The sequence below is a fragment of the Demequina iriomotensis genome, assembly GCF_000971395.1.
GTDB lineage: Bacteria > Actinomycetota > Actinomycetes > Actinomycetales > Demequinaceae > Demequina > Demequina iriomotensis.
The window spans coordinates 96,537-112,442 of the sequence record NZ_BBME01000014.1 but is presented as its reverse complement, the minus strand read 5'-3'; the positions used below and the strand labels follow the sequence as shown (position 1 = coordinate 112,442).

At 70.0% G+C, this 15,906-nt stretch carries 11 protein-coding genes; 8 read left to right on the top strand and 3 right to left on the bottom strand.

The genetic code is table 11. The features are described from left to right. Window positions 1-31: 31 nt before the first annotated feature. The 8 genes from AOM09_RS09420 (at window position 32) to glf (ending at window position 13,060) form a co-directional block, all read left to right on the top strand. A complete protein-coding gene (locus AOM09_RS09420; RefSeq protein WP_082099001.1) occupies window positions 32-874 on the top strand; it encodes a biotin--[acetyl-CoA-carboxylase] ligase in 843 nt (280 codons plus the stop codon). A 351-nt stretch (window positions 875-1,225) separates the two neighbouring features. After that, on the top strand, window positions 1,226-3,613 hold the full coding sequence (locus AOM09_RS09415; RefSeq protein ID WP_228375108.1) for a glycoside hydrolase family 3 protein: 2,388 nt from the start codon (window positions 1,226-1,228) through the stop codon (window positions 3,611-3,613). A gap of 157 nt (window positions 3,614-3,770) precedes the next feature. Continuing rightward, entirely contained in the window at window positions 3,771-4,184 is a 414-nt protein-coding gene (locus AOM09_RS09410; RefSeq protein WP_062387309.1) for a hypothetical protein, read from the top strand. A 132-nt stretch (window positions 4,185-4,316) separates the two neighbouring features. After that, a complete protein-coding gene (locus tag AOM09_RS09405; RefSeq protein WP_228375107.1) occupies window positions 4,317-7,268 on the top strand; it encodes a glycoside hydrolase family 3 C-terminal domain-containing protein in 2,952 nt (983 codons plus the stop codon). A 308-nt stretch (window positions 7,269-7,576) separates the two neighbouring features. Next, a complete protein-coding gene (locus AOM09_RS09395; protein ID WP_228375106.1) occupies window positions 7,577-10,177 on the top strand; it encodes a glycoside hydrolase family 3 C-terminal domain-containing protein in 2,601 nt (866 codons plus the stop codon). Window positions 10,178-10,200: 23 nt separating this feature from the next. After that, a complete protein-coding gene (locus tag AOM09_RS09390; RefSeq protein ID WP_062387300.1) occupies window positions 10,201-10,857 on the top strand; it encodes a hypothetical protein in 657 nt (218 codons plus the stop codon). 24 nt (window positions 10,858-10,881) lie between these two features. Further along, window positions 10,882-11,895 (top strand): glycosyltransferase family 2 protein, encoded by a 1,014-nt coding sequence (locus AOM09_RS09385; RefSeq protein ID WP_062387298.1) that lies wholly within the window; start codon window positions 10,882-10,884, stop codon window positions 11,893-11,895. Window positions 11,896-11,917: 22 nt separating this feature from the next. After that, a complete protein-coding gene (glf, locus tag AOM09_RS09380; protein WP_062387295.1) occupies window positions 11,918-13,060 on the top strand; it encodes a UDP-galactopyranose mutase in 1,143 nt (380 codons plus the stop codon). Between the two features lie 5 nt (window positions 13,061-13,065). Here glf and AOM09_RS09375 read toward each other — a convergent pair whose 3' ends face one another. From AOM09_RS09375 to AOM09_RS09365, 3 genes are read right to left on the bottom strand one after another with little or no spacing between them, the layout of a single operon-like run. Beyond that, a complete protein-coding gene (locus AOM09_RS09375) occupies window positions 13,066-14,376 on the bottom strand; it encodes a sensor histidine kinase (RefSeq protein ID WP_062387292.1) in 1,311 nt (436 codons plus the stop codon). Beyond that, the gene (locus AOM09_RS09370) at window positions 14,373-15,086 is read right to left on the bottom strand and encodes a LytR/AlgR family response regulator transcription factor (RefSeq protein ID WP_082099000.1); all 714 of its coding nucleotides are present in this window, start codon (window positions 15,084-15,086) and stop codon (window positions 14,373-14,375) included. The genes AOM09_RS09375 and AOM09_RS09370 overlap by 4 nt, the downstream gene beginning before the upstream one ends. Before the next feature lie 47 nt (window positions 15,087-15,133). After that, complete coding sequence (locus tag AOM09_RS09365; RefSeq protein WP_062387289.1) at window positions 15,134-15,826, bottom strand: SOS response-associated peptidase; 693 nt, start codon at window positions 15,824-15,826, stop codon at window positions 15,134-15,136. Window positions 15,827-15,906 lie beyond the last annotated feature (80 nt).

Here is a 15,906-nt window from a genome sequence, read left to right as displayed (position 1 = left end):
GGGGGGTAGGACTGGCCGCTAGCCTAGCCCGGTGAGCACACCCGGGGCCGATGCGGCAGCCGCGTCGCGCCGTCCCCTGACCGAGGCGGCGCTCGCGTCGCTGGTGCCGGGCACGCTGTCCCGCCTCGTCGTCGTGCCCTCGTCGCCCTCGACCAACTCGCGCCTGCTCGAGGCCGCCGCGCGCGAGCCGGGGGAGTGGCCCCACCTGTCCGCGCTGGTCGCCGACCATCAGACGGCCGGACGCGGGCGCGCGGGCCGCGCGTGGGTGACGCCGCAGGGGGCGGCGCTCACGGCGTCGTTCGTGCTGAGGCCCGCGCACGTCGCGCGCGTGGACTACGGCTGGGCGCCGCTGGTCGTGGGGCTCGCGACGGTGCGTGCGCTGCGCACGCTCGGCGTCGGCGCGTGGCTCAAGTGGCCCAACGACGTGGTGGTCGAGTCCGGCGCGCGCGAGATCGCCGGCTGGGGACGCTGGCGCAAGGCCGTGGGGATCCTGTGCGAGACCACGGCGGACGATGCGATCGTGGCCGGCATCGGGATCAACGTGTCCCAGGCGCCGGCCGAGCTCCCCGTGCCCCACGCCGCGTCGCTCGCGTCGCTGGGCGCGACGGGGTTGGACCGCGTCGCGCTCATGCGTGCGCTGGCGGCGGAGCTGCGCGGCGCGGTGGCGCTGTGGGACGCCGGCGCCGACCTGCGCGCCGAGGTCGAGCGCGTCACGGCGACCCTCGGATGGGACGTCGCCGTCGACGTGCCGGGTGGCGTGCCCGTGGCCGGCCGGGCCGTGGCGCTGTCGCCTGCTGGCGCGCTCGTGGTGCGCACCGCCGGCGGCGAGGACCGCATCGTCCACGCCGGCGACGTGCGCGTGCGGCGCGGCTGACGCGCTCCTGCGTGGCACCCGCTTCGCGCCGATGGCGCGGTGTGCCAGGCATGTCCGGGGGTGCGCAGGCCTCGCGGCGGCGGCGCCGACGACGTCTCGGCGCGGTCACGCGGTGATAACGGAACGGTCACGGCCGGCCGCCTGTGTCACAGGTTGTGCGCGCTGATCGACAGGTTGTGCAGGCCGGTGCTGCCGGGCCGGGGCACGCTGATTGACTGCCGTTCAGCACACCGGCGGTCGCTGTGGCCGTCCTGGGTGCGAGCCACGACCGCGCATCGCGCGGCAACTGGACCGGCGCCGCCGGTCGACGAGGAGATACCGATGCAGTCAATGATGACGAAGGGGACACGCATGAGGCCTACGCAGATCAAGGGCGTCGCGGCATTCGCGGGCCTGGGGATCGCGATCACGCTGGCGGGTTGCACGGGCAGCACGTCCGACGATGCGAGCCCGTCCGCCGAGGCGGCGACCGGTTCGTACACCACCAGCGAGGTCACCGACGGCACCACCACGTTCGTCAAGGTGGACAACCCGGGTGACGGCCCCGACCTCACCTACGGCGTCGACAGCGGCGTCACCCTCATCGACGAGGAGATCGACGGCGCGACCTACGCGTTCAAGGACATGAACGGCAACGGCACGCTCGACACGTGGGAGGACTGGCGCGTCGACTCGACCGACCGCGCTGCCGACCTCGCGTCGCAGATGACGATCGAGCAGATCGCCGGTCTGATGCTCTTCAGCTCGCACGAGCGCTCGCCTGCCGACGGCCTGACCGACGCGCAGAAGGAGTACCTCGAGGGCTCGAACCTCCGCGCGGTGCTCAACGCCGCCGGCTCGGACGCGGCCACCACCGTGCCGTGGGTCAACGAGATGCAGGCCTTCGTCGAGACCCTCGCGGCCGACTCCGGCATCTTCGTGCCCGTGAACTTCGCGTCCGACCCGCGCTCGACCGCCGGCTCCGGCGGCTACAACGCGGACGGCGCGGACATCTCGCGCTGGCCGTCGAACCTGGGCCTCGCGGCGACCTTCAACGCGTCGTTCACTCAGCAGTTCGGCGAGATGGCCTCGGCGGAGTACCGCGCGCTCGGCATCTCGACCGCGCTGTCGCCGCAGGTCGACCTCGCGACCGAGCCCCGCTGGAGCCGCGTCGGCGGCACGTTCGGTGAGGACTCGGCCCAGGCCGCCGAGCTCACTGCCGCGTACATCGACGGCTTCCAGGGCTCCGAGGGCACCGACGAGTGGGGCACTGAGTCCGTCAACGGCATGATCAAGCACTTCGCGGGCGACGGTCCGGGCGAGGGTGGCCGCGAGGCGCACACCGAGTCCGGCAAGTACGGCGTGTACCCGGGCGACAACCTCGACGAGCACGTCTCGGTGTTCTCGGCGGCGCTCGACTCGGCCGCGGTCATGACCGCCTACTCGATCGCTCTCGACGCGGACGGCGAGCCGCTCACCGGCGCCGAGCGCATGGGCACCGCGTACGACTCGGGCCGCATGGAGATCCTCCGCGGCGACCTGTCCTACGAGGGCGTCGTCGTCACCGACTGGGGCGTCATGACCGGCATCACCGACGAGGGCGCCTTCATCGGCACCGCGTGGGGCGCCGAGGACCTGACCCCCGCCGAGCGCTACGTGCAGGTGCTCGCCAACGGCACCGACATGTTCGGCGGCGTGAACGACGCGACCTACATCCTCGAGGGCGCCGAGCTCTGGCAGGAGAAGTTCGAGGCGGGCGAGCTCGACATGGACGCGGACACCCGCTTCCAGCTCTCGGGCGCCCGCATCCTCAACATGTCCTTCCAGACGGGCCTGTACGAGTCGGCCTTCCTCGACCCCGAGGAGTCCGCGGCGGTCCTCGCCTCGGATGACAAGGTCGAGGCCGGCTACAACGCGCAGCTCGCGTCGATCGTCATGCTGAAGAACTCCGGCGTGATCGGCGACGGCACGGACTGGTCCGACAAGACCGTCTACATCCCGCAGTCGTACGACATCGGCATCGGCGGCCTGTTCGGCCCCGCCGCCTACACCGAGGGTCCGACCATGGACCTCGACGTCGCCGCGCAGTACTTCGGCACCGTCGTCACCGACGAGGTCGAGTACGAGGAGGACGGCACCACGGTCAAGAGCTACACGGCTCCCGACCTGAGCGACGTCGACCTGGTGCTCGTGGGCATGGACTCCCCGAACTCGGGCGGCACGTTCACCAACGCGGGCATGACCACCAACGAGGACGGCACCAAGACCTGGACGCCCATCACGCTGCAGTACGGCGAGTACGTGGCCGACGGTGACAACGTCCGCAAGGTCTCGATCTCGGGTGACATCCTCGAGGACGGCACCGTGGAGAACCGCTCGTACTTCGGCAACACCGCGTACATCACCAACGCGGCCGACCTCGACGCCTTCGAGCGGGCCGCCAAGGCCGTCAAGGACAGCGGCAAGGACATCCCCGTCGTGACCGCGCTCAAGGCCGTGAACCCGACCATCCCGGCCGAGTTCGAGGGCAAGTCGGACGCGATCCTGGTCAGCTTCGGCACCTCCGACCAGGCTCTCTACGACATCGTCACCGGCGCGTTCGAGCCCTCGGGCCGTCTCCCGATCCAGTTCCCCGCGGACATGGACACCGTCGAGGCGCAGTTCGAGGACGTCGCCAAGGACATGACCCCGTACACGGACGCCGACGGCAACGCGTACGACTACGGCTTCGGCCTCAACTACTCCGGAGTCATCTCCTAAGTAGGCACGCAGTACCAGGGATGTGGCCGGCGGCAGCGCCGCCGGCCACATCCCGCCCACCACACGTCCCGCCGGGCTCAGGCTCGAAGCGAGGTACGGTGGGCGACCCCGACCGCGGGAAGGCTCCGCGGCTCGACACCAGTAAGGAGCAGAAAGAATGAACAAGAAGCTTCAGGCCACCGGCCTCGCGATCCTCCTCGCCGCGACCGGAGCCTTCGGGCTCGCCGGGTGCTCGAGCGACAGCAGCGACGCGGGCGCCTCCGCCGATGTCGCCGCCGAGGAGCAGACCACGGTCGACGTCGCCACCGACCTCGAGACCGCCCGCCAGGCGGTCCTCGACGCGCTCGCGGACGACGACTGGGCCCAGGTCATGCTGGCCAGCGACGTCTCCGCGCCCACCATCAAGTACGGCCTCATGGTCATGCCCTTCGTCGCCACCGACGCCGCCTCGCGCGTCACCGGCACCGTGACCATCGACGGCGGCAACTTCGTGATCGAGGCCGACTCGGCCGCCACCGGCCAGACCTGGCAGATCGACCAGGACGGCACCATCACCGAGGTGACCGAGTAGGCGCACGCCTGCTCCACGCACCGGGAGCGACGGGGGGACGATGCGCACGCGTCGTCCCCCTGTCGCCGCCGCGGCAGGTCCGTCCCGTCGGGACGCCGCCGCACCCTGTACAGCTGTGAAGGAGACCCTGTAGTGAACGCACGCCCGAGGAAGGACGCCGCTCCCAAGAAGCGGATGTCCAACAAGGCATACCTGTCGATCTGGATCCCTGTTCTGTCGTTCGTGGTCGCGCTGACCATCGTCGCGAACATGGCCCTGATCATCGCGGGCGGCTGGGTCGCCTCGCAGTTCGGCAACGGCACGTACGAGTTCACCAACTCGGCCGAGTCCGCCAGCTGGGACACCTCGTACTACGACGCGGACTACGCGGACATCGACGAGGTCGACGCCGCGGCGCATGCGCTGGTCGAGGAGATCGCGGCGGGCGGCATGGTCCTCGCGAAGAACCAGGACGACGCGCTGCCGCTCGGCTCCGGCTCCGCCGTGACGATGCTGGGCCGCGCGGCTGCCGACCCCGTCTTCGGTGGTTCCGGCTCGGGCTCGGTGGACACCAACTCGGCCATCACGCCTCGCGTGGGCCTCGAGAACGCCGGCTTCTCCATCAACGACGCGATGTACCAGACCATCGAGGCGTACACCGCGGACACCAAGCGCGGCTACATCGAGATGGACCGCCCCGACATCTCGACGTACGACATCGGCGAGCTGCCGGTCGACCAGTACGAGTCGCAGGTCGCGACGTTCTCCGACTACGACGACGCGGCCGTGGTCTTCATCGCCCGCCCGGGCGGCGAGGGCGGCGACCTCACCACCGACATGACCGGGTGGGACGAGAACGCGGTCGAGGGCCAGCACCAGCTCGAGCTCAACCAGGACGAGAAGGACATGATCGCCCTCGCGGAGGAGAGCTTCGAGACCGTGGTCGTGGTGGTCAACGCCTCGACCACCATGGAGCTCGGCGACCTCCAGCAGGACGACGGCGTCGACGCCATCATCCTCGCGGGCTCGCCCGGCGCCACCGGCTTCGACGCGCTCGGCGGCATCCTCTCGGGCGACGTCAACCCGTCGGGCCGCACGGTCGACACGTGGGCCGCGGACTTCACCGCCGACCCGACGTTCCAGAACTTCGGCAGCTACTTCTACGACAACATCGAGGCGTCGTACCCGGTCTCCGCGACCGAGTCCGCGACCTCGAACGCCGCCGTCACCACCAACGCGCCGTTCGTCAACTACGCCGAGGGCATCTACGTCGGCTACCGGTACTACGAGACCGCGGCGGCCGAGGGCTTCATCGACTACGACGAGGCCGTGGTGTACCCCTTCGGCTACGGCCTGAGCTACACCGACTTCGCATGGGAGATCACGGGCACCGAGGCGGGTGACGTCGACGGCACCATCGCGGTCACCGTCGAGGTCACCAACACCGGTGACGTGGCCGGCCGCGACGTGGTCGAGCTCTACTACACCGCGCCGTACACCCCGGGCGGCATCGAGAAGTCCGAGGTGGTCCTCGGCGGCTTCGACAAGACCGGCGTGATCGAGCCCGGCGCGTCCGAGTCCGTCACCATCGAGCTCGCGGTCGAGGACATGGCGTCCTACGACTACCAGGACGCCGCGGCCTACGTGCTCGAGGCCGGCGACTACGCCTTGTCGGTCCGCACGGACTCCCACACCGTGGCGGAGGGCACCGAGCCCTTCACCTACACGGTCGACTCCGACATCGTCTACTCCGGTGAGGACCACCGCGCGTCCGACGCGTCCGAGGTCACCAACCAGTTCGACGACGTCTCGGCGAACTTCACCGCCGACGGCGCCGACGGCACCGTCCAGATGATGTCCCGCGCGGACTTCGCCGGCACCTTCCCGACCGCGCCGAGCGCCGAGCAGATGGTCGCCTCCGACGCGACCGTCGAAGGCTTCGAGGCGTGGGACTACGCCGCCGCCGCGGACGCCTTCGAGGGCGACATGCCCACGACCGGCGAGCGCTCCGACCTGTCGCTCATCGACATGCGCGGCCTGGCGAAGGACGACCCTCAGTGGGACGAGCTCCTCGACTCGCTGACCGTCGGCGAGATGACCGACATGCTGCTCAACGGCGCGTACCAGACCGCCGCGATCGGCTCGATCGGCAAGCCCACGACGCTCGAGCCCGACGGCCCCGCCGGTTTCTCGTCGTTCATCAACTCGTCGATCAACGGCACCGCGTACCCGTCGGAGTTCCTCATCGCCCAGACCTGGGACGTCGAGCTCGGCGCCGCCATGGGCGAGATGCTCGGCAACGAGGCGCTCCAGAAGGGCATCAACGGCTGGTACGCGCCCGCGGTGAACCTGCACCGCTCGCCGTTCGCGGGCCGCAACTTCGAGTACTACTCGGAGGACCCGTTCCTCTCGGGCGCGATGGCGACCTCGGTGGCCAACGGCGTCGCGAGCAAGGGCGTGTACGTCACGCTCAAGCACTTCGCGCTCAACGACCAGGAGACCAACCGCGTCGACAACGGCCCGGCGACCTGGGCGACCGAGCAGACCATCCGTGAGATCTACCTCAAGCCCTTCGAGATGGCCGTCAAGGGCGTCACGATGGACGTCACGTACATCGCGGACGACCAGGGCACGATCGAGGAGACCACGATCGGCCTGGGCGGCATCATGAGCTCGTTCAACCGCATCGGCGCCACCTGGACCGGCGGCTCCGAGGCGCTCATGACGAACGTGCTGCGCGACGAGTGGGGCTTCGAGGGCTTCGCGATCACGGACTTCAACCTGTACCCGTACATGAACCCCAACCAGGGCATCAGCGCGGGCACGGACCTCACGCTGACGTTCCAGCCGTCGAAGTCCTTCGGCGACACGTCCTCCGCCAAGGCCGTCACGGACATCCGCAACGCGACCCACAACATCCTGTTCACGGTCGCGAACTCGAATGCGATGGACGGCCTGGCGCCGGGTGCGACGGTGGACTACACGCCGCCGACCTGGGTCTACATCCAGATCGTCTCGACCGTGGTCGTGGGCCTGCTGGTCCTCGGTGGCGTCTTCATGGTGGTCCGCCGCGTGCGACGCCACCGCGCGACGCCCGCCGCCTGACCCACCCGTCACCGGCGTCGGGACCGCTCCCTCAGCGGTCCCGACGCCGCCGCGGACACGCCCCGTCGCGCCGTCAAGGCGCGGCGGGGCTTTCGTCGTCGTCCCTCCTAATCCGGTCCGTCACGCGGCCGCGGCGCACCTGGCGCCGGGAGGTGCGACACGCGCGCGGCGCGCCTGCGGACAGAACGTGCGGCGCATCGGGCAGGTTGTGCATCCAGGCCCGTGGGGCACTGGCGGAGCGGGCTTAATTGACTCACGGCAACGACTCGCGATCCGCGCGGGACGTCGACGAGAACAACGGAGTTGCGATGACCAGCCGAGGCACCCACGCAGGCGAGACGAGCCGGCCCACCGCCGTGCCCGCCGCCCGCGACGAGGTCCCGGCCGCATCGTCCACCCGCATCGCGCGGGCCTCCACGCCCCGCTCGCCGGAGCGGGGCGTGAAGAAAGGAAGCGTCACCATGACCACCGAGCTCACCCTCCTCGAGAAGGCTGCGCTGCTCAGCGGCGCGAGCGTGTGGGAGACCCGGGCCGTCGAGCGCGCCGGCATCCGCGCGCTCAACCTGTCCGACGGCCCGCACGGCATCCGCAAGCAGCTGGGCTCGGGCGACCACTTGGGGCTAAACGGATCGGCGCCGGCGACGTGCTTCCCGACGGCGGCGACGGTCGCGAACGCGTGGGACGTGTCCCTCGCGGAGAAGGTCGGCGAGGCGCTCGGCGCGGAGGCCGCGAGCCTCGACGTCGACGTGGTGCTCGGCCCCGGCCTCAACATCAAGCGCTCGCCGCTGTGCGGCCGCAACTTCGAGTACTTCTCCGAGGACCCGTTCCTGTCGGGCAAGCTCGCGGCGGGCTACGTGCGAGGCATCCAGTCGCAGGGCGCCTCGGCGTGCCCCAAGCACTTCGCCGCGAACAGCCAGGAGCACCGCCGCATGGCGAGCGACTCCGTCGTGGACGAGCGCACGCTGCGTGAGATCTACCTCACGGCCTTCGAGATCGTGGTGCGCGAGGCGCAGCCGCGGTCGATCATGTCCGCCTACAACAAGATCAACGGCGAGTACGCCCACGAGAACGCGCACCTGCTGCAGGACGTGCTGCGCGACGAGTGGGGCTTCGACGGTGCCGTGGTCTCCGACTGGGGCGGCTCGAACGACGCGATCGCGGCGGTCAAGGCCGGCGGCACGCTCGAGATGCCGTCGCCCGGGCTCGACTCGGCGCGCCAGCTGCTCGCGGCCGTCGAGGCCGGCACGCTGACCGAGGCGGAGATCGATGTGCGCGTCGCGGAGATGCGCACGCTCGTGGACCGCATCGACCCGGCGCTCGCCCGCGAGGTCGACGCTCAGGCCCACCACGAGCTCGCGCGCCGTGTGGCCGAGGCGAGCCACGTGCTCCTCAAGAACGACGAGGCGCTGCTGCCGCTCGCCGCCGGCACGCGCGTCGCGGTGATCGGCGACTTCGCCCGCACGCCGCGCTACCAGGGCGCCGGCTCGTCGCTGGTCAACCCCACGCAGCTGTCGACCGCGCTCGAGGCGCTCGAGGGATCGTCGCTCGACGTGGTCCGCTACGCGCAGGGCTTCCGCCGCACGGGCGGCGCCGACGAGGCGCTCGCCGCGGAGGCGGTCGAGGCCGCCCGCGACGCCGACGTGGTCCTGCTGTACCTGGGGCTGGACGAGACGAGCGAGTCCGAGGGCAACGACCGCACGCACATGGAGCTGCCGCTCAACCAGGTGGAGCTGCTCAACCGGCTGCGCCAGTCGACCGACCGCATCGTCGTGGTGCTCGCGGCCGGCTCCGCGGTCGAGATGCCCTGGATCGACGACGCCCGCGCCATCCTCCACGGCTACCTGGGCGGACAGGCGGGCGCCGAGGCGACCGTCAACGTGCTCACCGGCGAGGTCAACCCGTCGGGCCGACTCGCGGAGACCTACCCGCTGCGCCTCGCCGACAACCCGACGCACGCGTACTACCCGGGCGAGGAGGAGAGCGCGGAGTACCGCGAGGGCCTCTACGTCGGCTACCGGTACTACTCGACCGCCGAGGTCCCGGTGCTCTTCCCGTTCGGCTACGGGCTCAGCTACACCACCTTCGAGTACGGCGACGTGACCGTGGACGATGCGGGCGCCACCTTCACGGTGACGAACACCGGCGCGGTCGCGGGCGCCGAGGTCGCGCAGCTCTACGTCGGGCGCGTGTCCGCGGGCGTGCACCGTCCCGTGCGCGAGCTCAAGGGCTTCCACAAGGCGCTCCTCGCGCCGGGCGAGTCGGTCACCGTCACGATCCCGTTCGACGAGTACACGTTCCGTCACTTCAGCGTGGAGAACGCCTCGTGGACCGTGGAGGCGGGCGAGTACCAGATCGGCATCGGCGCCTCGGTGGAGGACATCCGCGCCTCCGCACGCCTCGAGGTCGCGGGCCGCGAGCCCGTGGTCACGGACGCCGCGTCGCCCTACGCCACCGGTGCGGTGACCGACGTGTCGGACGCGGATTTCGCCGCGCTGCTCGGCCGCCGCCTGCCGACCCTCGAGGACGGCCGCCGCGCGCTCGAGGCGAACTCGCCCCTGCTCGCGATGCACCAGGCCCGCAGCCCGCTGGCGCGCCTGGCGGCGCGCGTGCTGCGGTCGCTGATCGAGCGCTCGCAGCGCAAGGGCAAGCCCGACCTCAACCTGTACTTCCTGTACAACATGCCGTTCCGCGCCATCGCGAAGATGACCAACGGATCCGTGTCCATGGAGATGGTCGACTCGATCGTCGTCATGGTCAACGGGCGTCACCTCGCCGGGCTGGGCGGCATCGTCTCCGGCTTCTTCCGCAACGCGCGTACCAGCAGGCGGCTCGCCGCCGAGCTCGCCTCCCCGGGCGACGCCGGCGCACCGCAGTCCCCGTCCACCGACGCCGCTCGCACGAGCGCCTGATCGACCCCCGAGAGAGAGCACCGATGTTCAAGCCCCTGATCCGCATGTGGCGTAGCTTCGAGGAGCGTCGCCCGAACACGGCCCAGTTCCTTGTGTTCTTCCTCCTGAGCAACGGCGTCACCGCGCTCCAGCTCGCGCTGATGCCGCTGTTCAAGGCGATCTTCAACCAGACGTCCCTGGTGGACACCTCGTTCCAGGTCTGGCCGGTCGGCTCGAACGTCGACGGTTCGCAGTACTACATCTTCGACTACCCGGCCGGCGAGCTGCCCGACGGCGGCGGCGGCCTCGCGTACTTCCTCGCGGTGCAGATCACCATCGGCATCGCGCAGGTCATCAACTTCTTCCTGCAGCGCAACATCACCTTCAAGGCCAACAACTCGGTCGCCAAGGCGGCGTTCTGGTACGTGATCGCCTACATCCTCATCACCATCGGCGCGGCGGCCGCGCAGGGCTTCTACAAGGCGCCCATCTACACCCTGTTCATGGACACGTGGGACATGGGCGCGACGGGTCAGACCATCGCCGACGTCATCACGATGATCATCAACAGCGCGATCGCGTTCTGGATCTTCTTCCCGATCTTCAAGGTCATCTTCAAGCAGGTCCCCGAGGAGGTGGAGGCCGGCCCGGTCGAGACCGAGGGCGGCACCTCCGACGAGACCCGTGCGCTCAACGGCTGACGCCGGGAAGTAGAGTTCTCCCTCATGCCCCTCCTCACCGCGGTCGTCCCGAGCTACAACTCGGCCGACTACATGGAGCGCTGCGTCGACTCGCTGCTCGTCGGCGGCGCCGACGTCGAGATCCTCATCGTCAACGACGGCTCGCGCGACGCCACCGGCGCGATCGCCGACATGTACGAGGCCCGGTACCCGGGCCGCGTGCGGGCGATCCACAAGCCCAACGGCGGTCACGGGTCGACCATCAACGTGGGTCTCGCGGAGGCCCGCGGCCGGTACTTCAAGGTGGTCGACTCGGACGACTGGGTGGACGCCGATGCGCTCGTCGAGCTGCTCGCGACGCTCGGCCGCCTCGAGGCCGAGGACGGCGTCGACATGGTGGTCTCGAACTTCGTGTACGAGAAGGAGGGCCGGGCTCGCACCAGCGCGGTGCGCTACCGGCGCGTCCTTCCGCAGGGGCGCGTGTTCGGCTGGGACCAGGTGGGCAGGATGCGCAAGACGCAGTACCTGCTCATGCACTCGCTGGTGTACCGCACGCAGCTGCTGCGGGACATGGGTCTCGAGCTCCCCGAGCACACGTTCTACGTCGACAACATCGTCGCGTACATGCCGCTGCCGTACGTGCAGCGCCTGTACTACCTCGACGTCGACCTCTATCGGTACTACATCGGTCGCGAGGGCCAGTCGGTCGCGGAGCAGGTGATGATCTCGCGGCTCGACCAGCAGCTCCGGGTCAACACGATGATGATGGAGCACGTCGCGCGCGAGGTGTCGCCCGGGCACCCGGCGTACCGCTACATGACGCACTACCTCGAGATCGTGTGCGCGGTGTCCTCCACCCTCCTGCTGCGCTCGGGGACCCGCGACGCGCTGCTCACCAAGGAGGCGCTGTGGCGCGGCATCCGCGAGGAGGACGAGCTCCTGCATCGTCGCCTGCGCCGCGGCGCGCTCGGTCAGATCATGCACCTGCCCGGGCGCGGCGGACGTCGCGTGACGCTCGCGGCGTACCGTGCCGCGCAGTGGCGCGTGGGCTTCAACTGACGCGCTCGCCTACCATCCTCGTATGACCGATCTCGTCGTCGTGGGCGCCGGCCTGTTCGGGCTCACGGTCGCGGAGCGCATGGCCGAGCGGGGCGCGCGCGTGCTCGTGGTCGACCGTCGCGACCACATCGGCGGCAACGCGTACTCGTGCGCGGATCCCGACACGGGGATCGAGGTCCACCGGTACGGGGCGCACCTGTTCCACACGTCCAACGAGCGCGTGTGGGGGTACGTCAACCGGTTCACGGCCTTCACGCCGTACGTGCATCGCGTGTACACCACGCACCGCGGCGAGGTGTTCCCGATGCCCATCAACCTGGGCACCGTCAACCAGTTCTTCCGCGCGGCCTACTCGCCGGACGAGGCGCGCGCCCTCATCCGCGAGCAGGCGGCGGAGCTGGGGGAGCGCGAGCCGGAGAACCTCGACGAGCAGGGTGTGAGGCTCATCGGACGGCCGCTGTACGAGGCCTTCATCCGGCATTACACGGCGAAGCAGTGGCAGACGGATCCGCGCGAGCTGCCCGCGTCGATCCTCACGCGGCTGCCGGTGCGTTACACGTACGACAACCGCTACTTCAACGACCGCTTCGAGGGCCTGCCCGTCGGCGGCTACACCGCGTGGTTCGAGCGCATGATCGACCATCCGCGGATCGACGTGCGGCTCGGCGTTGACTTCCTCGATCCCGCGGCGGAGGTCTCGAAGGCGTCCACCGCGGGCCGCGTCCCGGTCCTGTACACCGGTCCCGTCGACCGCTACTTCGGCGACGTCGAGGGCCCGCTGGGGTGGCGCACCATCGACTTCGACTGGGAGGTGCTGCCCACGGGCGACTTCCAGGGCTGCCCGGTGATGAACTACGCCGACGAGGACGTCCCGCACACGCGCGTCATCGAGTTCCGCCACTTCCATCCGGAGCGCGCGTACCGCACCGACCGCACGATCATCGCGCGTGAGCACTCGCGCTTCGCCGACGCCGGCGACGAGCCCTACTATCCGATCAACACCGCGGCGGACCGCGAGCGGCTCGCCGCGTACCGCGCGCTCGCCGCCGCGGAGCGCGGCGTCCACTTCGGCGGACGCCTCGGGACGTACCAGTACCTCGACATGCACATGGCCATCGCCTCGGCGCTCGCGATGGTCGACAACACCCTCGCGGCGGCGGTGTAGGGGCCTCAGCTCGGGATCGGCACGAGCATGCGGAGCACGAACCAGCCGTCCTCGACGCTCACGGTCAGGCTGCCGTCGTAGCGCTCCGCCACCTGGCGGATGTTCTTGAGCCCGTAGCCGTGATGGTGGGCATCGTCCTTGGTCGTCGCCGGCAGGCCCTCGACCAGGGTCAGCTGGCCGCCGAACCAGTTCTCGAAGCGCAGCAGCGCGAAGTGGCCCTGGCGGTACACCGCCACCCGGATGAGCCGGCGCTCGCGGTCGGTGACGGGCGCGGTCGCCTCGATCGCGTTGTCGAGAGCGTTGCCGAACACCGTGACGATGTCCATGACCTCCATGAAGTCGACCACCGCGCCGTCGACCACGCTGGTCACGGTGATGCCGTCGAGCTCGGCCTGCTCGGTCTTGCTGGCGAGCATGGTGTCGACCACGGCGTTGCCCGTGTCGACCGAGGCGGACGTGTAGCCGCGGATCGAGCGTTCGAGCTGGTCGACCATGCCGGAGCGCACCGCGGCGTCGGACTCGTTGCGGATGGCCGTGATGTAGTGCTTCATGTCGTGATACCGGGCGTTGACCGCCTCGCGCTCGTGGCGCGAGCGCAGGTACTGCTGGTGCTGGTGGCGCAGCAGCGAGTTCATCGACTGCACCTCGACCGCGCGGAAGAGCTGCAGGCGCTGGCTGCGCATCGCGTACAGCGCGATGAACCCGGCGAAGTCCACGAGCGTGCGGATGTAGAAGATCTCGCGTCCGTCGCGCCCGCTGAACGGCGTGTCCTCGCTCACGAAGCTGAGGTTGGACATGAGGAACGTCACGAGCGCGATCGACAGCGTCGACGCGAGGATGCGGCCGTCGATGCGGATGACGACGCCGGGAGGGAAGTTGCGCCGCTCCGCGAACCATGCGGCCACGGCACAGCCGCCGTAGATGATGACGATGAGCGCGATGCGGCGCGCGTTCCACTCGTGCTCGCCGAAGAAGTGCTGGTCGAGCTGCCATTCGAGGGAGGCGACCAGCTCGCCGAGCACGAAGGCGCGCGCGACCAGGTCGCCGGCGCCCTTCGCGTCGGTGTCGGCGCACAGCCAGATGAGCCCGTACATCGTGCCCGCCGCGAGCACCATGCCGAGCGACCATAGCCCCAGCGGGAGCGTGCCCGCGAGCTCCTGCACGCCGATGAGGACGCCCAGGCCCGCGGCGAGCGCGAGGGCGAGCGGCACCTTCGACAGGCGCCGCGGCACCAGGCTGATGTAGATCACGCACGCGCCCCACTCCGCGACGGCGGTGAGGACGCGAGGGATGTCCTGGAGCGCGTCCTCGATCACGAGCGCTGCCCGTCGACGTACGCGGCGAGCGCGTCCATGAAGGACTTCTTGCGGGGGCGGCTCACCTGGAGCTCCGCGCCGCCCACCATGACGCTCACGCTCTGGTCGACGCGCTTCACGTGGCGCAGGTTGACCAGGTAGCAGTTGTTCGAGCGGAAGAAGCCCAGGTCGCCCAGCTCCTCCTCGAGGGCCTTGAGCGTGCCGGAGAAGGTGTAGCTGCGGTCGAGCCCGTGGACCGTGATGCGGTGCTTGACCGACTCGACGTAGACGATCTCGGAGGGGTCGAGCCGCACCACGGAGTTGTTGATGGTGAGCGTCACCGAACGGGTCTCGCGCTTGCGCAGGCGCGCGAGCGATCGCGTGAGCTCCTGCGTGAACGCGAAGTAGGGGACGGGCTTGAGCAGGTACGTGAGGGCGTCCACCTCGTAGCCGCGGATCGCGTACTGGCCCATGTTGGTGACGAAGATGATGAGCACGTCGGTGTCGATCTCGCGGATGCGGTGCGCGGCCTCGAAGCCGTCCATGTGCGGCATCTCGACGTCGAGGAACAGGATGTCGAACTGCGGACGGTAGCTCTCGACCGCCTCGCGTCCGTCGGCGTACGTGCGGATGTCGAACTCGAGCTGCTGCTCCTCGGCGAAGCGCGCGAGGTGGTTCATGAGGGTGTCGCGGTAGGTCGCGTCGTCCTCGACGATTCCGATCCTGATCACTGCGCTCCCTCGCGCGGGCTCTCCTCACCCGCAGCCGTCGCCCCAGTCTAGGAGGCGTCCCCGATGGGCTCGACCAGCTCCGGCCCCTGGTTCCGCACGTTGCCCACGGCCGCGCCCACCGCGTGCCACGCCAGCTCGGGCGCGGGCGCGCCCATCGCCGCGAACAGATCGTCGGGCGACGATGCCGCGTCCAGCCACGCGTCGGCCTCCTCGGGGAGCAGCATCACCGGCTGGCGGTCGTGGATCTCCTGCATCGCCTCGCGCGCGGCGGTGGTCACCACGGAGCAGGTCGCGAGCCAGGGCGCCTCGTCGCCCAGCGCCTTGTCGCGCCAGAACTCGAACAGTCCGGCGAGGGCCAGCGGGGACCCGTCCGCCGTGTCGATGAAGTACGGGGTCTTGCCGTCCGCGCCCGCCTTCCACTCGTAGTAGCCGCTCGCCGGGATCAGGCAGCGCCGCTTCGCGAAGGCCGAGCGGAATGACGGCTTCTCCGCGATGGTCTCCGAGCGCGCGTTGAACATGCGCGAGCCGATGGCCGGCTCCTTCGCCCACGACGGCACCAGGCCCCAGCGTGCGAGCTCGAGGGAGCGCCCCGCCTCCTTGCGCGCGACGACGATGCTCGTGTCCTGCATCGGCCCGATGTTGTAGCGCGGGGCGAGCCGCGCATCGTCCGCCACCACCGCGATCTCGAAGGCGTCGATCAGCTCCTGCTCGGTGAGGAAGTTCGCGTAGCGTCCGCACATGCCTCCAGCCTAGGCGCGGGGGCCGACACGGCCACCGGAGAGGCACCTGCCAGCGGTTTTCCTCTCCACAAGCCCTTGTC

Bases quoted from the DNA above. Each gene is read 5' to 3' on its own strand.
- AOM09_RS09415 (WP_228375108.1), top strand. From the start codon at position 1,226: ATGAGGCCTACGCAGATCAAGGGCGTCGCGGCATTCGCGGGCCTGGGG.
- AOM09_RS09410 (WP_062387309.1), top strand. From the start codon at position 3,771: ATGAACAAGAAGCTTCAGGCCACCGGCCTCGCGATCCTCCTCGCCGCG.
- AOM09_RS09395 (WP_228375106.1), top strand. From the start codon at position 7,577: ATGACCAGCCGAGGCACCCACGCAGGCGAGACGAGCCGGCCCACCGCC.
- AOM09_RS09390 (WP_062387300.1), top strand. From the start codon at position 10,201: ATGTTCAAGCCCCTGATCCGCATGTGGCGTAGCTTCGAGGAGCGTCGC.
- AOM09_RS09385 (WP_062387298.1), top strand. From the start codon at position 10,882: ATGCCCCTCCTCACCGCGGTCGTCCCGAGCTACAACTCGGCCGACTAC.
- glf (WP_062387295.1), top strand. From the start codon at position 11,918: ATGACCGATCTCGTCGTCGTGGGCGCCGGCCTGTTCGGGCTCACGGTC.
- AOM09_RS09365 (WP_062387289.1), bottom strand. From the start codon at position 15,826: ATGTGCGGACGCTACGCGAACTTCCTCACCGAGCAGGAGCTGATCGAC.